The sequence below is a fragment of the Mammaliicoccus fleurettii genome (assembly GCF_003970575.1).
Classification (GTDB): Bacteria; Bacillota; Bacilli; order Staphylococcales; family Staphylococcaceae; genus Mammaliicoccus; species Mammaliicoccus fleurettii.
Genome location: NZ_RXWZ01000106.1, coordinates 1 through 26,560 on the forward strand (window position 1 = coordinate 1; position 26,560 = coordinate 26,560).

Consider the following 26,560-nt stretch of genomic DNA (forward strand, 5'->3'; position numbering starts at 1 on the left):
CAATATAATAGCTTGCAATTATTTTTTATTATTACCTTTCATTGACAAAATACTCAAACATTTTATAATTGAGAATGTTTCTCACTATAAAATATATAAATTATAAAGGAAGTTGATTTTTTTGGAAATTGTTGCTAACGATTACATTCAAGATATACATAATTATTTTCAAGATTTCACTGTGGAAGATATAGAAATTCTATACAAGAAGGCTTACGACGAAGTTATTGGTCGTGTTAATCAACTTGCTAAATTTGAACATATTGATCAAGACTCTATTTTTAAAGATGCCCGTATTGTGAATGAAATTCGCAATTCTATTCGCAATTTAACGTTGAGTTATATTCAATTTGAACAAGACCATAACCAATATGCTAAGAAATATCATAATATTTTTGAATTTGTTGAGAATGAAGCACTAACTGAGGTCTTTTTTGAACAAAGTGTAACTGAGGGACATCCTTTTCATCCTATGACTAAGACCAAATTAGGTTTAGATATAAATGAGGTAATTAAATATTCTCCTGAATTTCGAAATTCAGTAAAAGTTATTCCTGTATTATGTGACGCGACAATCGTTAATGAAGTCCATACGACTCAAACTAATGAATTAGATAAATTTAAGCAGAGGGTTCATGAATACTGTCAGACTCATCAAATACAGCTTAAAGATTATTCGTTACTGTTTATTCACGAATGGCAACTTGAATACTTCATGAGACCACAGTTTGAAGACTTGTTCACTAATCAATTTATGATATCTTTATACGATTTAGCTATTGAAAGTAGTCCGCTATTATCATTTAGAACTTTAGATGTTGCAGAGCTGGATTATATTGTTAAGACGGCAGTCAATGTACAAGCTACAAGTGCAGTTAGAAATGTATCTCCCGCTTCTATCCACAATGGCATTGTACTTAGTGAAGCTGTTGAACGTATATACCGTGCAAATGGATATCATAAGAGTTATATCCAACGAGACTTATCTGGCGCTTATTTAAATGTTAATCAAGAGCATGCCAATAAATGTAGTTATATGTTGAGAGAACGTATACCCCATGATACTAATAGCCATCATTTAGTATGCGGTAGCCTTATTACTAAAAGTTTCATTACTAAGAAGCATATATTGATTGAATGCATTGAAACGATAATGAACGCTCAAAATGTATCATTCCAATCTGCTGCTGAGCTATTCTTAACTGAATACGCACATATTTTGTTAGAAGCTACTTATCGATTAATTTTAGAAGAAGGCATTAGTTTAGAGGCACATATGCAAAACAGTACGGTTGTAATAAAAGACGGCATGCCTATCTCTATTTATGTTAGAGACTTTGGTGGTGTAAGACTATTTGATCGAGATATAGACATTCATTCTTCTACTGGATTAATCACTGATTCATTTGAAGATTTATTATCCGTATTCTCTCACTCAGTACTTTATAATCACCTATTCCAACTGATACAAGTATTGGAATCTTACGGTTATAAAAGTGAAGAAGGCTATACGATTATTCGAAGTATAATTGCTGAACATCACGAACATTGTGCACCTGAAATAAATATTTTAGAACAACCCGCTTTCAATATTAAATCATTATTAAAAATGAGAATTTTCTCTGAAGGTTACGACTATCAATATACAAAAATTAATAATCCGTTATTCATGGAGGACAAATAAATGCGTTGGACTAACGAGGTATATGCAAATACAGAAAAATACGAGCGCCATTACATCGAACAATGTATACAAGATAGCATTACTATCACATTCAAGAAATTATTAACATGTTTGTATGAAGAAGTCACACATCCCATTACACGTGTAGAAACAGTAAATGATATCTCAGTATTATATATTAGCGATCGTATATACATCACTTACGATTCACGCAATCATCATATTCAAATAATTGAAGGTGAGACTACGCTTAATATTCATGATCCACTTGAATTGATAAATTGGCTTAATCATCACAGCAATGACGCATTTAACTATCATAAATTACTTGTTGAAATAGAAAATCATCTTATCAATCAAGCAATGAGTTTCATTCACTGTTCGCATACACCTAAAAGTGATCATCCATTATTACACAGTGAACAGTATGTCATTACAGGACATAATATACATCCATGTGCTAAGACAAAATTAGGACTATCTTTCAAAGAAGTCATGCAATATTCACCCGAATATAATCAAGCTTTCAAACTTAACTGGTTATTCGTTAAAAAAGGACTACTTTATAACAATTTAGAAACATCCGAAATGAATACAATAGCAGAATTTAGTGGCTATACGGGATTAATTCCAGATGGTTATGACTTAATACCTGTTCATCCTTATCAATACGAACATGTTATACCTAATGTTTATCTTGAAGAAATTCAATCCAAAGAAATTATCCCATTACAACATAAAGGTGGTTTAGTTAAAAGTACTTCATCATTCCGAACTGTCTGTCCATTAGATGCCGTTACACCCATTATTAAACTGCCTGTAAATTCACAAATGACTTCAACGATACGTTCGATAAGCAATAATAGTATTATTAATTCTAAAAATATTGGAGAATATTTTAAATTAATATATAAGACTGACAAACGTCTAAATGATATTAGTTTGCCTGTTTTAGAATATGGCGGTATGACTTACATTCACGAACAAGAAGATAAACAACGTAATTTATCATTTATCCTACGAGAAAATAACACGCAATACTTACAAACACAATCATTGCTTTATACTGCCACATGTTTATTTGAATTTAACGAAAATAACAAAAAAGTTTACATCGATGTTATTGAATCAGCTCGCGAAACGCAAACACCAATCGATTGGTTCGATCAATATACTTCGATATTAGTTGAGACTGCCCTCACACTTATGACGAAATATGGCATTGGCTTAGAAGCACATCTGCAAAATATGTCATTTGAATTTATTCACGGTGTCCCTATTCGTTTACATGTAAGAGACTTTGGCGGTCTACGTATTGATACGAGTCGCGTTCCCGAATGGTTAAAATTAAGCGATGCTTTAACAAACGCTACAACGGATAGCATGTACGAAAAAGTGCAAAACACTTTAATTAGCAATCATTTAAACACGCTCGTTCATCATTTTAGCGAAGATTTTCATTATGATAAGAAACAATTATGGCATCGTATTAATCGTAAATTCAAAGCTGTATTTGAAATGTTAAAAACTCAAAACAGAGAACATACTGAAGCAGATATAAAAGCATTCTACACAGAGACTATAAACGAAAAAGCATTGTTAACGATGCGCATATCAAATGATAAACAAGATATTTATGTACAAAGAGCAAACCCGCTCTTAATGAATGATGAAGTTAAAATTTAATCCTTATCATCGTTTTATAAGTTCTCAGTGTATCGCTCGAACGATTGATTGGGTAGATATTATTGCGTTAAATTGGATTACGTTGCAGCTAACGGGAAGTGCCATCTATATCGCTTATATTAACTTTGCAAGATTAATGCCACAGTTAGCCTTTGCGTTTATTATTGGTAAACTCATCGACACCGTTAGCTCAACAAAGTTAATGTATATCATCCATATATTTAATATGTTATTAACGGTAAGTGTAGTTTGTGCATTTTGGCAAAAATGGAATATTTATATCATTCTATTTATCATTATGGTGCGGTCCTTCTTCCAAGCAATTGATACGATTCAAAGGAATGCATTGATTCAAAGTTTCGTGTCACCTGACCGCTTGCATAAAGCTATCAGTTTAAATGCATTAATATTAAATCTTGCGAGATTGATCGGTCCATTTCTTGGTGGTTTATTATTAGCACAGTTGAACTCGAACGTCGTCTTATCATTGCCGATACTAGGAAGTTTAATGGTCATATTACTCAACCAAACTTTACCTGAAGTACATCATCAAAAGAAAGCAAAACATAAAATATGGTCATACTTAAGATCTCAACCAGTTATCATACTGCTGATGTTATCAAGTGTGTTCTCAATGTTGTTTGGCTTTTCTTATACGATTATTCTACCTAGTATTGTAGACGAACAATTTGGCAGTCGCACGATGATCTATTCACTCTTTACAGCAATGATTGCAGCAGGTTCTATTATCATATTGCTGATTTTTATGCATTCAAAAGACATGAACAGTATAAAAAGTTTAAAACTATGGACTGTTATATTTATCATCACGATTGTATTACTCATGTTCATAAAAAATATTTATTTATATGCTGCGGTCCTATTATTAATGGGCTTCGCATCACAAGCATTTAGAACAACTAATAGAATTCTTGTACAACAACATGTAGAAGCTAAATATAGAGGCTCTGTATTATCTATTTCCATGATGGATAAAGGATTCATTCCGCTCGGTGGTATTTTACTAAGCTTTATATTTGAACAGTTCAACATAAAAATTGTTTATATCACAATGATTTCTGGACTGCTCTTAACACTCATTTGCGTCATGCTCATGATAAATAAGGAGAATCAATATGAACAGAATAGCTAAGACACTTGAAGACCCAAATCATGATTATTATATTTACGATTTAACAGAATTAAAAAATAGAATCAATTGGATAAGGTCTGTTACTAAACATGATATTTATTATGCCGTAAAGGCGAACTCAAATCTCAAAATTTTAGAAACGCTTTTACCTTTTGTTTCAGGATTTGAGGTTGCCTCTTCAGGTAAAATTGAAAAAGCAAGATCGCTTTCTTCAGACATTCCCATTATATATGGTGGTCCAGTGAAGACTAAGAGACACTTAGAATATGCATTAGAAGAACATGTAAAGTCTATTCAAGTAGAAAGTCTATTTGAACTAGATTATTTAAAAGATTTACTTAAAGATACTAACCAAACTATTGAAGTGATGATCCGAATTAATTTAAGCAATATTAAATCTACAGCAAGGTTGAAAATGGCAGGTGTTCCAACACAATTTGGCATGCCCTACAGTGATATCAATGAAGCCATGCAAATCTGCAAAGAAACGAAGGGTATCACATTCACTGGTTTTCATTTTCATTCAATGAGCAATAATTTAGATGAGGATGCACATGTAACATTCATAGAAAGTGCAGTCGAATTTACAAATCAATATAAAGCACATTTACCTGAAGACTATTCCATCAATGTAGGTGGAGGTATTGGTATAGATTATGATGAACAAAAGCTGTTTGACTTTGACTACTTTGCAACACGTATTCACCACTTACCTCGCTTAACATTTGAATTAGGTCGTTTTGTTACGGGACCAATTGGTTACTATGCAGCAAATGTATTTGATATTAAATCCATGCATGACAAGACATTTGTATTATTAAATGGTGGCACAAATCATTTCAGATTTCCTAAAGCATGGAACCATAATCAGCCTTATGAAATTTTAGAATCCAAAGAAACAATTGCTAGAACTAAATCAATCACTGATGATACAGTCGTATTTGCAGGTAAATTATGTACCCCTAATGACGTATTCGGCCAACCTTATAAAATTAACCATATAAAAACAGGAGATTGGGTCATGTTTAAATACGCTGGTAGCTATGGATACGACATCAGTCATTTACAATTTTTATCTCATGAACTACCTGTCATCCGCTATATTTAAGCACAACTATACACAGATTTCGTATATCCGAGTTTTATGGTATATTTATCAGCATGTTCAGCATTTTAGCTCGGAATTATACATAGGTTAGAATCACAATCAAATTTTATATTGACAAAAAAAGGAAATATTTTATAATTGATAATGAAAATCATTATCATAAATTTGACTTAGAAAGAGGTAAAGCAAATGAGAAGACTTTTATCATTATTATTAGTTTTAGTTGTAATGCTTGCAGCTTGTGGTAGTAAGCAAGAGGAATCTTCAAATAAAGATACGCATGAAGTTAAACATGCTATGGGTACAACTAAAGTGCCTAAAGATCCTAAACGTGTTGTAGTCTTAACAAATGAAGGTACTGAAGCTGTTGTTTCAATGGGCGTTAAACCAGTTGGAGCTGCTAATTCATATACAGGTAATCCTTGGTATAAACATTTAGAAAAGAAATACAAAGGTATTGAGCCAGTTGGTGGAGAAAGTGAAATCAACTTAGAAAAAATCGCTAAATTAAAACCAGATTTAATTATCGGTAACAAATTCAGACAAGAAGCTCAATACAAGAAGCTTTCCGAAATTGCTCCGACAGTATTTTCAAACGAATTACGTGGAGATTGGAAAGATAACTTCAGTTTATATGCAAAAGCTTTAAATCAAGAAGATAAAGGTAAAGAAGTTCTAAGCAATTATGATAAACATGTAGAAAAAGCTAAAAAAGAAATTGGTGATAAAGCAAATTCAGAAGTTTCAATGGTTCGCTTTATGCCTGGAGACGTTAGAATATACCATAAAGATACATTCTCTGGTGTGATCTTAGATGAGTTAGGAATTAAACGTCCTAAAGGTCAAGATAAAGATGACTTTGCTGAAAAAGGTGTTACGAAAGAACGAATGAAAGCAATGGATGGAGACTATATCTTCTACTTCACTTTCCAAGAAGATGATAAGAAAGTATCTCAGTTAGAAAAAGAATGGATAAATGATCCAGCATTTAAAGACTTAGAAGCATCTAAGAAAGGTCATGTCTATAAAGTAGATGACGCTGTTTGGAACACTTCTGGTGGTGTGTTATCTGCCAATATGATGATTGACGATTTAAAGGAAAAGCTAAGTGAAAAATAAATACCTTTGGTGGTTTCTCCTATTCACAGGATTGTTTATCTTACTATTCATCTTAAGTATGATGCTCGGTTATAAACATTTCAGCTTTTTAGATATATGGCATCATTATATCAACGGAGAAACAATTAAAGATCAACGTGTACTCACACATTTAAGACTACCTCGCGCAATTTTGGGCGGGGTTGTCGGTGTTTTAATGGGTATTAGTGGTGTAATGATCCAAACCATTACCCGTAACCCATTTGCAAGCCCTGGCATCATGGGTGTTAACAGTGGTGCGAGTTTAATGGTAGTAATTGCTACTGTTGGATTCGGTATGAACGGTGGATTTCAATTAGCATTTATGGCTTTCATCGGTACAATCATTATTGCAACACTAATCATTTTAGCAACAACCTTACCTTACAAACCGTTTAATGCAATGGAATTAACTTTATTCGGCGCGAGCATTAGTGCATTTTGTATGGCAATTACACAAGGTTTGCTTATTTATAATGAATCAGCAATAGAAGAATTGATATATTGGTTAAATGGTTCTGTTGCTAATAAAAATATCAATATTTTAATCTATATTTGGCCATTCATTGTTGGCGGATTAATCATTGCTTTATACATGGCTAAACCACTCAATTTATATATGTTGAGTGATGATGCACTGAAAGGTCTTGGAGCTAAAATATTAACCATTAAAATATTTACAATGATTGCAGTTGTCCTTTTAAGTGGTACGGCAGTTGCATTAGCAGGGCCGATTTCATTTATAGGTCTTATTACACCACACGTTGCAAAATTGATATGCAAGTCACATAACCACTTTATCGTCATACCATTATCAGGTATATTAGGTGGCTGTCTTCTATTACTAAGTGATATTTTGAGTCGATATTTACTCATGCCGAGAGAACTTCCTGTAGGTATTACAACAGCACTGATCGGTACACCAATATTCATTTATTTAATTCTTAAACGTAAGGAGTTAACAGAATGAAGAAATTAATCACACTAATCATAATGCTCATGTTAACTACTGTACTTACGCTCATGTTAGGAGATAGCTTTATCGCGCCACAAAATGTATTAAGCGGCCTCTTTAAATTAGGAGATCCTTATACTAATCTTGTTATTAATACATTAAGACTGCCAAGAGTCTTACTCGCAATCGTAACTGGTGCAGCCCTTGGTATCGCAGGGTGCGTCTTACAATTCATCACTAAGAATCCTTTAGCATCACCAGATGTCATTGGTATATCACAAGGTGCAAATGTAGGGTCTTTAATGTTTTTAATAGTGTTAACAACAAGTACAGAAGCGTTATTATTACCCATTACTTATCAACCGATATTCTCTATGCTAGGAGCTGTCATTATTACAGCGCTATTGTACTTTTTAGCTTTAAGAAAAAGTTACAAACGAGACCGTTTAATCTTGATAGGTATTAGTTTTAACATACTTTGTCAGGCAATTGTTATGTTCTTAATTTTGACTTCAAATAAACGTAGTGCCCAAGCACAAATATGGATTACAGGTTCAGTACATCAAGCAGAATATAATCAAGTTATGATAGTAGGAAGTATATTACTCATCGTAATGTTTATACTGTTGTACTATGCAAGATCATTTGATGTACATTATTTAGGAAGAAACTTGTCATTTGCATTAGGTAATCCTTATCAATACATAACCGTCATTGCCCTCATTTCAATGAGTATCTTAATAGGTATATCGATGAGTTACGTAGGTGGCATACAATTTGTCGGATTAATCGCACCACATATTGCAATGAGACTTGGAGGACATCAATTTAGAAATCGCTTGTTATATAGCGCAATCATTGGTGCAATCATTATATTATTGAGTGACTTAATAGGAAGAACCATCTTCTTACCAAAAGAAATCCCAGCAGGAATATTCACAGCACTCATCGGTTCACCATTCTTTATGTATTTGTTAATCAAAAGTAGAAAATAATATAAAAACGAAGAGAATGGGACAAAATAGTTGTCTCAGCCTCTTCGTTTTTTGTTGTATATGGATAGGATGCTGTGGATCTAGGTAAATCTATGCGAATCGCACGAAGACTCTATTTACTAACTAGAATCCTGAGACATTGACTTGTCATAATAGTGTTTAATAAGTATAGAAATAACATATGCCCAACTATCCAAATAACATGTTCATTTAAGCTATATTCAAACATATCCCTTACTGACAATTTTATAAGAAATGGATACAAAATAGTGAAAGTGATTAATAATATTATAAAAAATAGCGGTTTTAAATTAATGTAATTAACATAAATAACAATAGTGATGATTACTATGATTAAAGTAGTTAAGTAATGGTAGCTCAACTCTTCTATCAAAGTCATATTTTCATAATTCCTTATAAAATCTACGTTTAATAACACGTCAGAAGTATGAAAATTTGTTATTAAATCAAGAATTAAAAACAAAAAATATATAATAAGTGTAAGTATTAAACTTATAATTAATGGCGTTATGATTAAACGTGTTTTACTCATTTACACATCTCCTATACACAAAACAAATTTTTAAGTCATTACATATTTATCCTCTCACCACTACACTTTTTTAGTCTCTTACTATTTCATTCAAAATTTCTATTTGTTTGTCTCTTTCTTTTATAATTGAAGAAAGATTATTGTCATTTTTTAAATTGATTACGCGTATTGCATAATCTTATATCTCCATATTTTCAGCTCCAATTTGTATCTACCTTTCTTATTTATAAAGTTCTTGGAAGGTTTGTTATCACTATTTATTGTAAACCATGATTGTTGTTATTGAACAATAAAATCACTAATAAATCATTCCACTATATACCTATATGGGGTATATGATATACTATGATTATTAACTAGTTATTTTAAAATTTTATAAATAGGAGGTTTACTATCTTGAATAAAGAAAACGAACATAATCATGGACACCATAACCATCAAAATCATGAAACCCATGGTGATCACAGTGATCACGCTCATCACCATGGTGATTTTAAAAGTAAATTCTTTATTTCATTAATTTTCGCAATACCTATTATTATTCTATCACCTATGATGGGGATAACATTGCCGTTTCAATTTTCATTCAAAGGTTCAAATTGGATTGTATTAGTTCTTGCTACAACATTATTCTTTTATGGTGGAAAACCATTTATTACTGGTGCTAAACATGAAATTCTAAGTAAAAAACCTGGTATGATGACATTAGTCACGCTAGGTATTTCTGTTGCATATATTTATAGTTTATATGCATTCTATATGAATAACTTTACTAACGTAGCACATACTATGGACTTTTTCTGGGAGTTAGCTACTTTAATTGTCATTATGTTATTAGGTCACTGGATTGAAATGAATGCTGTTGGTAATGCCAGTAATGCTTTGAAGAAAATGGCAGAACTCTTACCTAAGACAGCTATAAAAATAATCAGTGAAGACGAACGCCAAGAAGTAAAGATATCTGAAATTGATATTGATGATATCGTTGAAGTTAAAGCTGGTGAAAGCATACCCGCTGACGGTATCATCATACAAGGTGAGACATCTATTGACGAAGCATTAGTAACGGGTGAATCGAAGCTCGTTCCTAAAGTATTTGACGATGAAGTTATTGGCGGTTCTATCAATGGTTCAGGTACGATACGAGTAAAAGTTACTGCTACTGGTGAAAATGGCTATCTCTCTCAAGTAATGGGACTTGTAAATCAAGCACAAAATGATAAGTCCAAAGCTGAGTTATTATCTGATAAAGTAGCTGGTTATTTATTCTACTTTGCAGTTAGTATCGGTTTAATTTCATTTATAGTATGGATGCTTATCCATAATGATTTTGATTTTGCACTTGAACGTCTTGTAACAGTACTCGTCATTGCTTGTCCACATGCTTTAGGATTAGCAATTCCTTTAGTTACTGCCCGTTCTACATCTATTGGTGCTCACAATGGTTTAATTATCAAAAATAGAGAATCAGTAGAAACTGCCCGACATTTAAGTTATATCATGATGGATAAAACAGGCACATTAACTGAAGGGAATTTCTCAGTTAATCATTATGAAAGTTTTGATAAACAGTTAAAAGATGAAGATGTATTGAGTTTATTTGCTTCCTTAGAAAGTAATTCAAATCACCCACTTGCTACTGGTATTGTCAATTACGTTAAAAGTAAAAATATTTCCTATTCTAGCCCTAAGGAAGTCAACAACTTACCAGGTGTCGGACTAGAAGGTACTGTTAATAATAGAAAATTAAAAATAACAAATGTCACTTATTTAGATCAAAATAAATTTGATTACAATAAAGACCAATTTACTAAACTTGCTAAAGAAGGCAACTCTGTTAGTTATTTAATTGATGACAAACAAGTTATTGGTGTTATCGCACAAGGTGATAAAATTAAAGAAACTTCAAAACAAATGGTTTCAGATCTATTATCTAGAAACATCACACCTGTCATGCTTACAGGTGATAATAACGAAGTAGCCCAAGCAGTTGCTGAAAAATTAGGTATTGATGATGTCCATTCACAATTAATGCCCGAAGATAAAGAAAATATTATTAAAGATTATCAATCAAAAGGTAGTAAAGTGATGATGGTTGGCGATGGTATTAATGATGCACCAAGTCTTATTAGAGCCGATATTGGCATGGCTATAGGTGCAGGTACAGATGTTGCTGTTGAATCTGGTGACGTCATACTCGTTAAAAGCAATCCATCAGACATTATTAGTTTCTTAAATCTTTCTCAAAATACAATGAAAAAAATGATTCAAAACCTTTGGTGGGGAGCTGGATACAACATTATCGCTGTACCTTTAGCAGCGGGAATACTAGCTTCTATCGGAATAATCTTATCCCCTGCTGTAGGAGCTATACTCATGTCATTCAGTACGATTATCGTAGCAATTAACGCTTTCACACTAAAATTAAACTAATAAGGAGATTTAAAAATGATTAAAAAATTAAGCTTTATTTTATTAGCATCAGGATTGGTATTATCAGCTTGTTCATCAGATAAAGAGGACGAAAACAAAAAAGATAAAAATCACAAGCAAGAAGAAAATATGGAGCATATGGATCATAAAAGCGATAGTAAAGTTCCTAAAGGTATGAAAACTACAGAAGACAGTAAATTTAAAAAAGATGATAAAGTTACGATTACAGAAGGTCATATGCCTGGTATGAAAAACGCTAAAGGTACGGTTAAAGGTGCATATGAAACTTATGCTTATGAAGTAACTTATACACCTAAAGATGGCGGAAAAAAAGTTAAAAATCATAAATGGGTCGTTAATGAAGAAGTAGCAGATGCACCTAAAGAAGGATTCAAAAAAGGAGACACTGTTAAATTAGAAGCAGACCACATGAATGGTATGAAAGGCTCAGAAGCAAAAATAGATGATGTAAACAAAACAACTGTTTATGTAGTTGATTATAAATCAACGGAAGATGACAAAATGGTTAAAAATCATAAATGGATGACAAGCGATGAACTAAAAGCACGTTAAATATAAGTTTATTAATTTTATCAAGCAAAAACCTAGTATTTTCAAGAAAAAGATAAGAAGTTGGTAAAAAAGAATTAATTATAAACATAGACTAGTATATACAATAAAAGATTCATCTATCTTAATTATTTCTTGTAGGTATCATTACTGACTATATAATGATTTGAGGCTGAGACAAGTTAATTGTCTCAGCCTCGATTTTTTATTTATATTTTCTTATTTCCTACTTTATAAACAAACTTAATATCATCACAACAGCAAATCCAACAAATCCAATTATTGTTTCCATTACTGTCCATGTCTTGAGTGTTTGCTTTTCTGTCATTCCGAAGAACCTATTTACTAACCAGAATCCTGAGTCATTTACGTGTGATACCGCTGTGGATCCTGCCGCGATTGCGATTGTTATAAGTCCCAACACTGGCTGTGATACTGACATGTCAGCAATTATTGGTGAGACAAGTCCGGCTCCTGTTACCATTGCTACTGTTGCAGAACCTTGTGCTACACGAACGAACAACGAGATTAAGAATGCTACCATTACTATTGGTAAGCTCGTTTGTGCCATAAATTCACCCATTACTTTACCAACACCACTATCAATTAAAGTTTGTTTGAATACACCACCCGCACCGGTAATCAAGATAATAATACCTGCTGGTTCCAATGCTTTAGTTGCAATTTCTTGTAATTCGTCTTTAGTGTAACCTCTTCTAGTACCTAATAACCAAAATGTTAATAATACTGTAATGATCAATGCTATAAAAGGATGACCAACAAATGTAAGAACATCTTTAACCATACCGTCTGGCAAAACGACACCTGATACGGTATTAATTAATATTAAAATTAAAGGAATTAAAATCAGACTCACTACTAAAGCAAAGCTAGGTAGATCTTTTTCTGATTTAATACCTTTTACTTCTCCATGCAGTTTTGCGATATCTGGCATTTCGATATGTACTTTCTTACTGATAAATGTTCCGAAAATTGGACCTGCTATAATCATTGCAGGTATCCCAGCAATTACACCAAATAGTATAACCCATCCTAAGTCTACCCCTAACATTTTAGCTACTGTAATCGGTCCAGGTGTTGGTGGAACAAATGCATGTGTTACAGCTAAACCTGCTAATAAAGGAATACCATAAAAAAGTATAGGCTTCTTAGACTTTTGAGCTAAACTATAAACTATTGGGATTAAAATAACTAAGGCCACATCTAGAAATACAGGTATAGATACAATGAAGCCAGTTATACCAAGTGCCCATTGCGCCTTATTGTCACCAAATTTATTAACCATTGTTAAAGCTAATCTCTCTGCACCACCAGAAACTTTTAACACTTCACCAAACATGGCACCAAGACCAACAACAACAGCTATAAACCCTAAAGTACCGCCCATCCCACTTTCAACAGTTTCAACTATTTTGTTTAAGTCCATACCTGAAGCTAAGCCAATAAGAACACTTGAAATAAGTAGCGCAACAAAGGCTTGTAATTTAGATACCATAACTAAATAAAGTAGTACACCGATACCTATTACTGCAATCAATATTAAGTATAAATCACTATTCATGTTGCCCCTCCTCAGTTTATCTATCTCTTAAAGTGGATCCATTCCAAATAAATCTCTTAAAATAAATTAAACCGCTTACATGTATTATTACAATTTTATCTTTTAATATTACATATTTCAATACGTTTGTTATGTATTATAAAATCATGAGCATAACTAGATATTTTTAATTTAAAAGGCATTGCTTTACTGCCTGTTTATTTAGAAAACCATAGAGCTATAGAAAGAGACTCAATGAGTCAATATAATTTAAATTATTATTACTATAAAATCAAAAAATAGCGAGTAATTTATAAGATAATTTTAATGGTATTCAAAATCTTTTTATTAAAAAAGCAGATTTCTCTGCTTTTTCAACAATTTATTTTCACAGTTTTTTATACTCTTTTGCAATTTCTTTTCCAATTTCTATTGAACAAGTGGCTGCTGGTGATGGTGCATTTAAAACATGTAATGAATGCTTACCTTTTTCAAAAACAAAATCATCTAATAATGTACCATCATTTAACATTGCTTGTGCTCTTACACCCGCTTCTATTGGTTTGATATCTTCATTTTTTATTGAGGGAATGAGTTTTTGTGCATTTTTAACAAAGGCTTTTTTATTAAAGGATCGATAATATTCTCCTAATGCTTCTTTTATATTTTTTAATCCCATCTTATATAACCCAGGAAATTTTAAAATTTCTAGTGTTTCATTTTTATGAAAATCTATTTTTCCATATGCTTCTTTTTTTAATCCAAGTACCGCATTTGGTCCGACATCAACACCTCCATCAATCATATTTGTAAAGTGTACTCCTAAAAAAGGCAAATCAGGATTTGGTACTGGATAAATCAAAGTATTTACATATTTTTCAGCATTAGTATTAAGTTGATAGTATTCTCCTCTAAATGGAATGATTTGAATAGTTGTATCTACACCACTCATTTGAGCAATTTTATCACTATATAAACCAGCACAATTAATTATATTTTTAGCTCTAAATTTTTTACTATGGCTTTCTACAATAATATTATCCTCTGACACTTCAATGTGTGTCACTGGAGTATTAAATTCAACTTTTCCACCTAATTCTTCAAATAATAATTTAAATTGTTTTGTTACTTTTTTATAATCTACAATCGCCGTTTCTTCTACTTTTATACCACCTACTGTATTCACATATGGTTCAATCTTATTTACTGCTTCCGCATCTAGTAATTTTACTGAAAGTCCATTTTGTAGTCCTCTTTCATATAATTCATGTAATTTTTTTAACTCTTCCTCAGCTGTAGCAACAATTATTTTGCCACATTGATTAAATGGAAGTTTGTATTTTTTACAAAAATCAATCATAGATTGTGAACCCTTTTTACTAAATTCAGCTTTATGTGAACCTGGCTTATAATAAATGCCTGAATGAATTACTCCACTATTATGACCAGTTTGGTGTTCTGCAAAACTCTTTTCTTTTTCTAATACTAAAATATCTAACTCAGGATTTTGTAATTTTAAATGATATCCAGTACTAAACCCAATAATACCTCCACCAATAATTACTACATCAGTTTTCATAAAATCCTCCTTACACATTAATATCACAAGCTTCTACTTCAATTCCAACATTCTTCATACATATCACCTGCACCTTATATCGCCCAATTTCTTTCTCATTGTAACTAAATGTTTTTTCATTGCTTTTTTTGCATTAGATTCTTCTTGATTTTTTATGGCATTATATATAATTTCATGCTCTTTAATTACACTTTCTCTTTTTTCAATCATGCCTTTATTTAAATTCAATGAATATTCCAATGCATTTAAATGGATTTCTTCTAAATTCTCAAAAGTCTTAATCATATATTGATTTTTAGTACATTGCACTATGCATTTATGAAAATTATAATCTGCTTCTAAACCAAGTGCATATTCATCTTGATGTGCTTTTTTATATTCTTGAAATGCATAATCAATAAATGTCATATCTTCTTCAGTTCTTCTGATAGCACAAATTCCAGCAGCTTCAACTTCTATAATGGTTCTCATCTCCAAAATATCAAGCAAATCTTTATCTGAAAATCTTCCAAAAGCATGCTGTCTAAAAGAATCTGAAGCATCATTATTTATAACATAACTACCTTTACCTTGAAATGACTCAATATATCCGATAGAATCAAGCTTGCTTAGTGCCTCTCTTATAGGATATCTACTTACTTCAAATTCTTTTGACAATATTGACTCTGAGGGTAGTCTGTCACCTATTTTATATTTATTATTTTTTATTCTTGTAACTAGCTCTTCAAATATAACTTCTGATAAACGCTTTGAACTATCATGTTCCATTTAGGATACGCCTACCTTCTTAGTTTTAATATAATGCATCCCAATTAACAAAATAACACCTATAATTCCAATAATACTTGTTATCATTTCAGGGAAAATAAGCATTACAGCAAACGCTATAAATAAAATTCTTTCTATTATATTTAATTTAACTAATAAATAATTACCCATACCTACTACTAAAGCGTATATACCAACTAATGAAATAACTATTGTTACAATTAATTCACCAATATTAATATTACCAGTTGGATTATTTAATAATAGCTCTGGATTATATACAAGCAAGAATGGAATAATAAATCCAGGTAGCGCTAGACGTAAAGCTGTCCAAGATGTTTTTACTGGATCAGCATTTGCTATACCTGCACCAGTATATGCTGCTAGTGCAACTGGTGGTGTTACATTAGACATTGCTCCAAAATAAAATACAAAGAAATGAGCTGCAAGTGGTTCCACTCCTGCTTGAACTAAAGATGGAGCCACAGTAACTGCAACTACTATATATAGAGCAGTTGAAGGTAAACCAAAGCTTAGTACTATACAAGTTATCATAACCATTATTAATATTACTATTAGGTGTCCACCTGCTATATCAATAACATTATAAGCAAGCATAGACCCTACACCTGTCATACCTACAGTAGCGATTACTATACCAACCGAAGCACAGGCTAAAGCTACTTGAATTGAACCTTTAGCACCATCAATTAAAGCTTCAAAAAACTTTTTAAATGTTACTCTTGTTGATTTATCCTTAGTTAAATATGAAGCTAATATTGCGGATATAATACCGGAAAACCCTGCAAATATTGCTGTTTTTCCTATTAATAATGCTACAATTACAACTATAATTGGTAATAGCAACGCGCCTCTTTCTTTTAATACCTCTCTAATTAAAGGAATGCTGTCTTTACTTACCCCTTTTAATCCTTTCTTTTTTGATTCTGTGTCAATTGCCCATACTAAAGCAATATAATAGAATAATGCCGGTATAATACCTGCAAGGACTATTGTTGTATATGGCACACCAAGAAAACCTGCCATTATAAATGCAGCAGCCCCCATAATAGGTGGCATAATCATACCACCAGTTGAAGCTGCAGCTTCAACACCACCAGCAAACCTTGGTGTTAGTCCAATATTTTTCATTAAAGGAATTGTAAATGATCCAGTAGTTGCCACGTTAGCAACTGCACTACCATTTAATGATCCAGTTAAAGCACTTGTAATAACCGCTACTTGTGCAGGACCTCCACGACGCTGACCTGCTATAGCTAATGCTAAATCATTAAATAATTTACTTGCTCCACTTACTCCTAAAAATGCTCCAAATAAAATGAATAACATAATGTATGTTGCTGGAATTGATAGCGTACTACCAAATATACCTTCAGTAGTCATATAGAAACGATATAATAATCGTTTAATACTAAATCCTGAATGTGCAAAATCGATAGGAAAATAATTTCCGTATAAGGCATAAATTATTGCAAATATACTTAGTAATGGTATGAAAATTCCAATCGTTCTTCTTGTAATTTCAAATAACACTATGATAGCTATGACAGCAAATATGTAATCAGTTGTATTTGCTTGTGATGCTCTATCAACATGTAAAGTAGTGTAATTAAGAATAATGTATCCAATACCCACTATTGTTAAAACAATGAAAATTATATCAACAACAGAAGGTCGTGTTTTTTCAACTCCTTTTTTACTAGTTGGGTATAACATAAACCCTAGTAATACTATTAGTATTAAGAATATTGAATTTTGATGAAAAGTCTGTAAGTTTAAAAAGCTTGAGGCTGATAAAACAAATATAGACAAAATAATTGCTATGCCATTAAATAAATATTTACTGCCACCTTGTAATTCTCTAACTTGAGACATCACTTCTTTTTCTACTTTATTTTTCATCTTGATTACCCCCTTCTTTTTCTTTAACTTCTTCAGGGATTAATCTGTCATCAATTTTAAGACCTTTTTCTTTATAATATCGATATGCTCCTTCATGCAAAGGCGTATTTAAACCATTAAGAGCAGTCTCTAATTTCATTTCTTTCGCTGAGTTATGTACATCTATCATGAAATCACGATTTTCATGTAACATTTTCGTTAAGTTATAAACCATATCTGGGTCCATCTCTTTAGTTGTTACGAGTATATTTGGTTGTGCAATCGTTTGAATATCTTTTTTCTGTTTTGGATATGTACCTTTTTTAATCGTATAACGATACCAAGTATCTACTTGGCTATTAATATCTTTCATTTGTTTATCAGTAACCTCTAAAATCGATGCATTTACTCCTGAAGCATACATATCTGTTATAGATGATACAGGTACACCTGCTGGTAAGGAACCACCATCTAATCTTCCATCTCTCATTGCTGATATTGTTTCTTCGTAACCTAAATATTCAGGTGAAATATCTTTTTTTGTTTGTCCTATACCTTTCATCATCATTAAAGTTGACTGTTCAGTACCACTAGCTCTAGGTCCCACTGAAAATGAACTTCCTTTTATGTCAGCAATTGTTCCAGTTTTTACATCACTATTTTTCAAGACAAAGTGTTCGACATTTGGCCAAATCATACTCATTGAACGTAATGAATCATATTTTTCATCTTTGTAAATACCTGTTCCTTGAGATGCTTGTGTTGAAATCAAACCTTGTAAAATTGAAAAGTCGGCTTCATTTTGTTTCATTAAATCAATATTTTCTACTGAACCAGCAGAAGATTGACCATTAAATTTAGTATTTTGATCTCGATAATGTTTAGTCCATAGTTGCCCCATGCCTACTCCTATTGGGTAATAGGTACCTCCTGTTGATGCAGTTGCAATGTTATATGTTTTCTTTTTTTCAAAATTACATCCAGCTAATATTAATGCCATACATATTAATAAACTCATCAAGCGAAACTTCATAAATAATCCCCCCTAAATTTAAATAAAGCGCTTTCACTTGTATTACAAGTCTTTATTGTAATTTTACTTTTTTCAATGAATTTTTAAATATATGCAATTATTCATTCATCATTTTATATATATTTCTAATTTTTTCAGATATAAAATTTCACTAAAATCATCTAAAATTGCACCTTTCTTGATCGTAAATTTACAAAATATTACCGTAGCGGCAATATTTTGTTAAAATATAAATAAATACGATATTTTGGAGGTAATATTTTGAAAAAACAAATCGAAGTTGTTGGTGCTATCATTTTTTCTAATAATAAAGTTCTTTGTGCGCAAAGAAATGAAAATATGAGTTTACCTCTAATGTGGGAATTTCCTGGTGGTAAAGTTGAAAAAGATGAATCTGAAATTGATGCATTAAAACGTGAAATAAAAGAAGAAATGTTATGTGATTTAGAAGTTGGAGAGAAAATCACATCTACTGCTTATGAATATGATTTTGGAATTGTTAATCTTCATACATATAAATGCAAATTAAAAGAAAAGATGCCTACTTTGACTGAACATAAAAATATTAAATGGCTAGAGGTTAATGAATTAGAATCGTTAGAATGGGCGCCAGCAGACATACCTGCTGTGAAAATTATTGTAGATGAGGGATAACAATGAATAATTTATTAGAAGACTTTAATCAGTCACTACATAAAGGATTTATTGATCGCACTATCTCTCATAAAGGTAATTTCATGCCTAAATTATTGATTAATAATAAAGAAGAGAATGTACTTTCAACGATTATTAATGAACTATATAAATGTAAATCATTTACGATTTCAGTTGCCTTTATTACTGAAAGTGGATTAGCTAGTTTAAAATCACACCTTTATGATTTAAATCAAAAAGGCATTAAAGGTAAAATCATTACATCTAACTATTTAGGGTTTAATACACCTAAAATGTATAAAGAATTATTGAAACTTAATAATGTTGATGTCAGACTGACCGATGTCAACGGTTTCCATGCTAAAGGTTATGTATTTGAGCATGAACATTATGCTTCTATGATTGTTGGAAGTTCTAATTTAACTTCGAATGCACTAAAAGTAAATTACGAACACAATATCTTACTTTCTACTCAGAAGAATGGTGATCTTGTTTATAATGTAAAAGCGCAATTTGATGAACTATGGGAGAAGAGTTCCCCACTATCAAATGCCTGGATTAAAGAATATGAACTTACATATGATGAGCGCAATTTAAAGAATGCTATACGTATTACACAAGAGCAAAATGAAATTCAAAATAATATCGATCAAGCTGTTAAAATCGAACCGAATATAATGCAAAAAGAAGCTTTACATTCATTAGCTGAACTTAGAAAAAGTGGTAAAGATAAGTCACTCATTATTTCTGAAACTGGTACGGGTAAGACCATTTTGTGTGCACTAGATGTCAGAAGCTATAATCCGAATAAATTTTTATTTATTGTTCACAATGAAGAAATCTTAAGGAAAGCAATTGAAGAATTCAAAAAAGTACTACCTTTCTCCAAAGATGAAGACTTTGGATTATTAACTGGTAAAAATAAAGCCATTCATTCAAAATATTTATTTGCTACAATTCAAACATTATCAAAAGATGATGTATACAGTCAGTTTGATCAAAATCATTTTGATTATATCGTTTACGATGAAGCTCATCGTTCTGCAGCTAAGTCATATCAGAAAGTGTTCAACTATTTTACTCCTAATTTCGTTCTAGGAATGACCGCTACACCAGAAAGAACAGATAACTTAAACATATTTGAAATGTTTGATTACAATATTGCTTATGAAATCCGATTACAAAAAGCTCTCGAAAGTGAAATACTTTGTCCATTCCACTATTTTGGCGTTACTGACTATGTTCGTGATGGTAAAGCTACTGATGATTTTAGTAGTTTAACTGATTTAACTTCCAATGAAAGAGTCAAACATATATTAGAAAAAACTCAATACTATGGATACTCTGGTGATGAATTAAAGGGACTTATTTTTGTTAGTAGAAAAGACGAAGCAAAAGATTTAGCTGAAAAATTAACATTACATCAAGTACCTTCAAGAGCTTTAACAGGTGAAGATAATTCAGAAAAACGACAAGAAGCGATCGAACAGCTTAAATCAGGAGAAATCAATTATATCATTACCGTTAATCTATTTAACGAAGGTATAGATATTGCGCCTGTAAACCAAATTGTTATGTTGAGAGAAACTGAATCTAGTATTATCTTTATTCAACAACTTGGTAGAGGACTTAGAAAGAGTGATAATAAAGAATATGTAACAGTTATAGACTTTATAGGTAACTATGAAAAGAACTACCTAATCCCTGTCGCTTTATCCGGCGATCAATCACAAAATAAAGATAACTATAGAAGATTCTTAACTAGTAATACTGTCTTAAGTGGTGTTTCAACAATTAACTTTGAAGAAATCGCTAAAAAGAAAATATACAATTCACTCAAACAAGCCAAATTAAGTGCAGCATCTCATATTAAACAAGCCTATAACGAAGTAGAACAAAGAATAGGTCGAATGCCTTTACTCATGGACTTTATTAGACAGAACTCTATAGATCCTAGCGTCATATATTCATCTGAAAGTAACTATAAAAACTATCACGAATTTCTTGTTAAATCAAAGAAAATAGAAGACCAACTAACTGAGAATGAAAAGTTGAATTTAACATTCTTATCTAGAGAAATAGCACCCGGACTAAAGAACGTAGATCATACAATTTTAAATACAATAATCGAAAGACCACATAAAATACAAGAACTATTAACACTCGCACAAAAAGTAGATCCTAAAGTTACACTTAAAGATATCGAAACAACTTTAAAAATATTAGACTATAGCTTCTATAGCGTTACAATAAACAAAACATATGGCGAGCCAATCATAACAATTTCAAACGATGAAGTAACATTAACAAAAACATTTGCGGCATCACTTGAAAACCTACTTTTCAAAACATATGTAGAAGATATAATCCAATTAGCACAATATAATAACACAACACATCATGGAAACCAAAACCGTCTCATCCTATACAACAAATATACAAGAAAAGATTTCGTTAAATTACTAAACTGGGATAAAGATGAATCCAGTACAATCTATGGATATAAATCTAAACATAATACCCTACCCATCTTTATCACATATCATAAACAAGATGATATCAGTGATAATACAAAGTACGAAGATGAATTCCTTAGCCCAGACGAACTCAAATGGTTCACAAGATCAGACAAGACATTAAACTCAAAAGAAGTAATCGAAATTATGGCACATAAAGAAAAAATATAGATATGTATATTTTCGTTAAAAAAGAAGATTCAGCAGACGGAAAAGAATATTATTTCCTAGGAAAAGCACACTATCTAGAAGGCACAGCAGAACAAACAATCATGCCAAACGAAAAGAAAAACAACGTCGTAACGATGACATTATCCATGGAAAAACCCGTACAAGATGAAATTTATAGGTATATAATTGAGGAATAGAACGCTTTACAAATAAAAACACTTTCCATAAATTCTTATTGAAGGCACTGCACCCTTACTAAGGGAGCTCAATAAAAACACTATTTTCTAGGCTGCTAATTTCCTATATTCTATAGGGGATAAGTAGCCTAGTTTTTGTTGAATTCTAACTTTATTATAGTTTTCAATGTAATTTTCGACAATATCTATTACAATGGTATTAGAGCTTCTAAGCTCACTGTTTAAGTAGAATGTTTCACACTTTAGAGAGGCATGAAAACATTCTATTGGGGCATTATCAGCTGGCGTTCCCTTACGGGACATGCTTCTGGTAATGCCTTTTTCTGTACATAGGGCATAGTATTCATAAGAAGTATACACACTTCCTTGATCACTATGTAATATAGTACCTGGTTCCAATTGAAGTTGTTTTAATGTCTCATTTACTAATTCTTGATTTTGTTTATTACCGATTTTATATGCCACAATTTCACCATTGTAAGCATCCATGATAGATGAAAGATACAACATTGTATTCCTGAAGGGTAAATAAGTGATATCTGTTAAAAGTACTTCTAAAGGTTTCTCTGCTTTGAAGTTTCTATTTAATAGATTATGTGTTTTATAATATGCATTCCCTGGTCTTTTCGATTTTTTCATTCGTACTTTACAATTTAAATTATGTTTTTGCATAATCCTTTGTACTTTTTTGTGATTAATTGGTTTATTATTTTTTCTATTTAACAAGGCAGTTATTTTTCTATAACCATATGTAAAACGATGTTTCTTACATAGTTCTATAATTTCTCGTTCATCCTCAGATATACTGAAATCTTTGTTTTTCCATCTGTAATAATTTGATTTTGGAATATCTAAAGTTTCTAAAATGACTTTCACTGTATATTTAGATTTCAATTCATTTACTAATTCAACAACTACCTCTGGGACCACTTCCTTTCCAATTCCTTGTACTTTTTTAAAATTTCATTTTCTACTTCTTTGCGCTTTAATTCAATTTTTAGCGTCTCAACAGTACTCAATTCTTCATTTCCTTTTCCGTAGGAATATTGTTTACCTACTTGTTGATTGAATCTATGTGTTTCCCCATTTCTATACCATTTCCACCACACTTTAACTTGAGATTCATTTTTAATATTTAAAGCATCCATTATTTCTCTTGTACTATATCCTTTAAGTTTCATTTCTACTACTTTATATTTTGTTTCAACTGAATATGCCACTCTTTTCATAGAAAAAACACCTCCGTATAAATTCATTTTAATATGAATTCAACGAAAGTGTTTTTATTTTACTCCCACATCATGGGGTTAGCGCATGAATTTATGGAAAGTGTTTTTTATTTCTAATATAGGATACTTTTTTACTTTGACCATTTAATATTTATACGGATCCTCAACGTCATTTTTTGTTTCTTGTTCTTCTACATAATCTTCACTATCATTACTATTTTTTTCATTAGCTAAAAAAGGATTTTCATCTTGAAAACTTTCATTATTTTCTTCAAATTCATTATATAAAGAAGTTTTTGGTTTTCTTCTAATTAACATTGTACCTGCTATAATCCACATAATTACCGCAACCCAATTTAATATAATCGATAATATACCTATAACTATCAATATAATACCTGCTACTCTTGTTTTTTTATCTGTCCAAACTATAGAAGTTATTGCAAGACCCATTAAAATGACTCCCCAAATCAATTCAATTATCATAAATCCAGATAAAATGTTTAATGTAGATTTGGCTTCATCTATAGAAATAGAGTTACTGTTCATCATGTCTATAACAGCACCATCACTATTTGAATACCATAATAGCAATCCACAAACTAATAAGATTAATATTTGGACCGCTATACCTATCCAAATAAAAGTACGTTCAGTTGTTCTTTTAATCATTTTTCTATAATCTCCTTAAACTTATTTTTCATTTACCTTCTGAGTTTCCATTTCTTTAATTTTGGTAATTACTCGATCAACCTCTTTATTCTTATCCTCATACCAATCAATCGCCCATATTCTATGAATATCCCAGCCTAAACTATTTAATACACTCGGTTGTATAACATTTCTATCATTTGATGTTTGAGATTTATAATAGTGTTCACCGTCTATTAAAATTGCTAAGATATATTTATTTGGGTTACTTGGATCAACAATAGCTAAATCAATTTTATATTCTGAGTTTCCTAAATGAACTTTTGATTCTATATTATGCTCTAAAAGTTTTTCTTGAAGAATTGTTGCAATTCCATTTTTATCATCAGTTAAATTATTTTTAATTGCAGGTAACGACTTAGCATTCCTAGCATATTGGAGAAATCCTTTTAGACCTCTTACACCTTCAGATTTAGTACGTTTAAGATCAATATCTTCAGGATCAAAAGAAGAAATTACTTTCATTTCTTTTCTAGCTCTGGTAATAGCTACATTCAATCTTCTCCATCCACCATTTTTATTTAATGGACCAAAATTCATTGTCATGTTATTGTTCTCATCTGGACCAAAAGTAGTTGAAAACAAAATAACGTCTCTTTCATCACCCTGAACATTTTCTAAATTTTTAATAAATATTGGTTCTGAAGAATTTTGGTTTTTATGATCCAAATCTGGGTTGTCAACTAACACTATATTAAACATATCTTCAATGAGATTCTGTTGCTGTATATTGAAAGTTATTACCCCAATAGAATCATCACTATTGCTTTTCAAATGTTTAATTAACACATCTACAACTGCTTTAGCTTCTATCTCATTATTTCGATGACTACCTCTTTTGTATATCCCATTAACATTTTCGAAAAATACTTTAGATGATAATGCATCTGAAGAAGGATACGTAAATAGTGAACTGTTGTAATATGTTAAATTACTATAATGTATTAGACTTTCATGATTAGAACGATAATGCCATTTTAAATATTTCTCAGGAAAATTTGAAGCCAGACAATCATCTAATAAACTTTCTAAGTCTTCTAATTCAAGATTATCTTCATCTATATTATTCGAACTAAAGAACGAAGTCGGAGGCATTTGCTTTGGATCTCCAACAATAATACAATTTTCTGCTCTAGAAATTGCTCCAATTGCGACATCTGTTGGAATTTGAGATGCTTCATCAAAGATAACTAAATCAAATTTTGGGAATTTTGGATCAATATATTGAGCGATAGACAATGGACTCATTAGCATTACTGGAAATATATCTTGGATAATATTTGAAGTATTATTAAAGATTGTTCGAATTGATTGGCCTCTTCCTCTACTTCTTATCGCTTTTTGTAACACTAAGAAATCTTTTTCAAATGCTTCATTAGCACGTTTATTAGTTAAGTTTTGTTGCATTTTATATATTGTGTTTTCTATAGTTACATCACTAAATTCTTTTTCTTTATTTTTTAAAAGTTGAATTTTTTGTTCTAGTTCAAAGCTATTAAAAGAATCTAAAGTATAATTCAAAGTAAAATACTTTTGAATAAGTTTTTCAATTAAATCCTTCATGATTAATTGAAATAAATTATTATCTTTTGAGTTTTCGATAAATATATTCCTAACATCAGTATTTAAAATTTCTTTTAATTTATCAAATTGTTCATTTACTAATGTCCAATGTTTAAAGTCAATATGTCCCTTCAACCATAAATCGATTTTCTCATTTAATTCATTAAGCTTTAGATCTTCTAACTTACTTTTACTATATTTATACTCTTCGACTAGAGTATTTGTCGCCTCATTCACTACAAGAAATTGTTCTTCTAATATTTTAAATTCATTTGTGTAATTTATTTTAAAATTAAGTATATCTTTAATTTTATTTTTATCTTTATTATCTAATGAATGTATATTCAACTCATTAATAAATTGTATTTGATTATTCAATAAATTTAAATCAGTATTTTTACC

19 protein-coding genes and 1 pseudogene are annotated in these 26,560 nt (G+C 31.1%); 12 read left to right on the forward strand and 8 right to left on the reverse strand.

Annotated elements, in window-relative coordinates; genetic code table 11:
• The first annotated feature begins 121 nt into the window (after positions 1–121).
• From CD129_RS08615 to CD129_RS13460, 10 genes are all read left to right on the forward strand, one after another.
• Entirely contained in the window at positions 122–1,684 is a 1,563-nt protein-coding gene (locus tag CD129_RS08615) for an IucA/IucC family protein (protein WP_115337006.1), read from the forward strand.
• The gene (locus tag CD129_RS08620; RefSeq protein WP_115337005.1) at positions 1,685–3,370 is read left to right on the forward strand and encodes an IucA/IucC family protein; all 1,686 of its coding nucleotides are present in this window, start codon (positions 1,685–1,687) and stop codon (positions 3,368–3,370) included. It begins immediately after the preceding gene.
• Positions 3,351–4,523, forward strand: a complete 1,173-nt coding sequence (locus CD129_RS08625) for an MFS transporter (RefSeq protein ID WP_115337004.1) — start codon at positions 3,351–3,353, stop codon at positions 4,521–4,523. Before CD129_RS08620 ends, CD129_RS08625 begins: the two co-directional genes overlap by 20 nt.
• Positions 4,507–5,631 carry an alanine racemase gene (locus CD129_RS08630; protein WP_115337003.1) on the forward strand — a complete coding sequence of 375 codons (1,125 nt, stop codon included), beginning with the start codon at positions 4,507–4,509 and terminating at the stop codon, positions 5,629–5,631. Before CD129_RS08625 ends, CD129_RS08630 begins: the two co-directional genes overlap by 17 nt.
• A 189-nt stretch (positions 5,632–5,820) precedes the next feature.
• Complete coding sequence (locus tag CD129_RS08635; RefSeq protein WP_115337002.1) at positions 5,821–6,750, forward strand: ABC transporter substrate-binding protein; 930 nt, start codon at positions 5,821–5,823, stop codon at positions 6,748–6,750.
• A complete protein-coding gene (locus CD129_RS08640) occupies positions 6,740–7,738 on the forward strand; it encodes a FecCD family ABC transporter permease (RefSeq protein WP_078357505.1) in 999 nt (332 codons plus the stop codon). The genes CD129_RS08635 and CD129_RS08640 overlap by 11 nt, the downstream gene beginning before the upstream one ends.
• Positions 7,735–8,718 (forward strand): FecCD family ABC transporter permease, encoded by a 984-nt coding sequence (locus CD129_RS08645; RefSeq protein WP_115337001.1) that lies wholly within the window; start codon positions 7,735–7,737, stop codon positions 8,716–8,718. The genes CD129_RS08640 and CD129_RS08645 overlap by 4 nt, the downstream gene beginning before the upstream one ends.
• Before the next feature lie 949 nt (positions 8,719–9,667).
• Positions 9,668–11,704 (forward strand): heavy metal translocating P-type ATPase, encoded by a 2,037-nt coding sequence (locus CD129_RS08650; RefSeq protein ID WP_174221858.1) that lies wholly within the window; start codon positions 9,668–9,670, stop codon positions 11,702–11,704.
• Between the two features lie 15 nt (positions 11,705–11,719).
• Positions 11,720–12,277, forward strand: a complete 558-nt coding sequence (locus CD129_RS08655) for a YdhK family protein (RefSeq protein WP_078357509.1) — start codon at positions 11,720–11,722, stop codon at positions 12,275–12,277.
• 73 nt (positions 12,278–12,350) lie between these two features.
• A complete protein-coding gene (locus CD129_RS13460; RefSeq protein ID WP_256681906.1) occupies positions 12,351–12,428 on the forward strand; it encodes a type II toxin-antitoxin system YoeB family toxin in 78 nt (25 codons plus the stop codon).
• Between the two features lie 72 nt (positions 12,429–12,500).
• Here the strand turns inward: CD129_RS13460 and CD129_RS08665 are convergent, their stop codons facing one another.
• The 5 genes from CD129_RS08665 to CD129_RS08685 all read right to left on the reverse strand — a co-directional run bounded on the left by CD129_RS08665 (position 12,501) and on the right by CD129_RS08685 (position 19,117).
• Complete coding sequence (locus tag CD129_RS08665; RefSeq protein ID WP_107509548.1) at positions 12,501–13,856, reverse strand: GntP family permease; 1,356 nt, start codon at positions 13,854–13,856, stop codon at positions 12,501–12,503.
• A gap of 367 nt (positions 13,857–14,223) precedes the next feature.
• Complete coding sequence (gene lhgO / locus CD129_RS08670) at positions 14,224–15,414, reverse strand: L-2-hydroxyglutarate oxidase (protein WP_078357514.1); 1,191 nt, start codon at positions 15,412–15,414, stop codon at positions 14,224–14,226.
• Between the two features lie 63 nt (positions 15,415–15,477).
• Positions 15,478–16,182, reverse strand: coding sequence for a FadR/GntR family transcriptional regulator (locus CD129_RS08675; RefSeq protein WP_078357515.1), 705 nt, complete (start codon positions 16,180–16,182; stop codon positions 15,478–15,480).
• On the reverse strand, positions 16,183–18,105 hold the full coding sequence (locus tag CD129_RS08680; RefSeq protein ID WP_115336999.1) for a TRAP transporter permease: 1,923 nt from the start codon (positions 18,103–18,105) through the stop codon (positions 16,183–16,185).
• Positions 18,095–19,117 carry a TAXI family TRAP transporter solute-binding subunit gene (locus CD129_RS08685; protein WP_078357517.1) on the reverse strand — a complete coding sequence of 341 codons (1,023 nt, stop codon included), beginning with the start codon at positions 19,115–19,117 and terminating at the stop codon, positions 18,095–18,097. The genes CD129_RS08680 and CD129_RS08685 overlap by 11 nt, the downstream gene beginning before the upstream one ends.
• Before the next feature lie 261 nt (positions 19,118–19,378).
• Here CD129_RS08685 and CD129_RS08690 point away from each other — a divergent pair, with 261 nt between their 5' ends.
• Together CD129_RS08690 and CD129_RS08695 are read left to right on the forward strand one after the other, a co-directional pair.
• Positions 19,379–19,771: a (deoxy)nucleoside triphosphate pyrophosphohydrolase gene (locus tag CD129_RS08690; RefSeq protein WP_115336998.1), complete on the forward strand. Its 393-nt coding sequence runs from the start codon at positions 19,379–19,381 to the stop codon at positions 19,769–19,771.
• 2 nt (positions 19,772–19,773) lie between these two features.
• Positions 19,774–22,655: pseudogene (locus tag CD129_RS08695) on the forward strand (DEAD/DEAH box helicase).
• Positions 22,656–22,742: 87 nt separating this feature from the next.
• On the opposite strand, the gene CD129_RS08700 reads toward CD129_RS08695, so the two are convergent.
• From CD129_RS08700 to CD129_RS08710, 3 genes are all read right to left on the reverse strand, one after another.
• Positions 22,743–23,884, reverse strand: a protein-coding gene (locus CD129_RS08700) for an IS3 family transposase (protein WP_115336997.1) whose coding sequence is annotated in 2 segments (ribosomal slippage) — positions 22,743–23,614 and positions 23,614–23,884 — 1,143 coding nt in all. Because the reading frame shifts where the segments join, the coding sequence is not laid out codon by codon here.
• Positions 23,885–24,028: 144 nt separating this feature from the next.
• Positions 24,029–24,556 (reverse strand): DUF4064 domain-containing protein, encoded by a 528-nt coding sequence (locus tag CD129_RS08705; protein ID WP_115336996.1) that lies wholly within the window; start codon positions 24,554–24,556, stop codon positions 24,029–24,031.
• A 21-nt stretch (positions 24,557–24,577) separates the two neighbouring features.
• A partial coding sequence (locus CD129_RS08710) for an AAA domain-containing protein (protein WP_256681905.1) occupies positions 24,578–26,560 on the reverse strand: 1,983 nt, incomplete at its 5' end.

Coding starts and splice junctions, on each gene's coding strand:
- CD129_RS08685 (WP_078357517.1), bottom strand. CDS start 19,117: ATGAAGTTTCGCTTGATGAGTTTATTAATATGTATGGCATTAATATTA.
- CD129_RS08620 (WP_115337005.1), top strand. CDS start 1,685: ATGCGTTGGACTAACGAGGTATATGCAAATACAGAAAAATACGAGCGC.
- CD129_RS08625 (WP_115337004.1), top strand. CDS start 3,351: ATGATGAAGTTAAAATTTAATCCTTATCATCGTTTTATAAGTTCTCAG.
- CD129_RS08705 (WP_115336996.1), bottom strand. CDS start 24,556: ATGATTAAAAGAACAACTGAACGTACTTTTATTTGGATAGGTATAGCG.
- CD129_RS08680 (WP_115336999.1), bottom strand. CDS start 18,105: ATGAAAAATAAAGTAGAAAAAGAAGTGATGTCTCAAGTTAGAGAATTA.
- CD129_RS08630 (WP_115337003.1), top strand. CDS start 4,507: ATGAACAGAATAGCTAAGACACTTGAAGACCCAAATCATGATTATTAT.
- CD129_RS08635 (WP_115337002.1), top strand. CDS start 5,821: ATGAGAAGACTTTTATCATTATTATTAGTTTTAGTTGTAATGCTTGCA.
- CD129_RS08645 (WP_115337001.1), top strand. CDS start 7,735: ATGAAGAAATTAATCACACTAATCATAATGCTCATGTTAACTACTGTA.
- CD129_RS08665 (WP_107509548.1), bottom strand. CDS start 13,856: ATGAATAGTGATTTATACTTAATATTGATTGCAGTAATAGGTATCGGT.
- lhgO (WP_078357514.1), bottom strand. CDS start 15,414: ATGAAAACTGATGTAGTAATTATTGGTGGAGGTATTATTGGGTTTAGT.
- CD129_RS08655 (WP_078357509.1), top strand. CDS start 11,720: ATGATTAAAAAATTAAGCTTTATTTTATTAGCATCAGGATTGGTATTA.
- CD129_RS08675 (WP_078357515.1), bottom strand. CDS start 16,182: ATGGAACATGATAGTTCAAAGCGTTTATCAGAAGTTATATTTGAAGAG.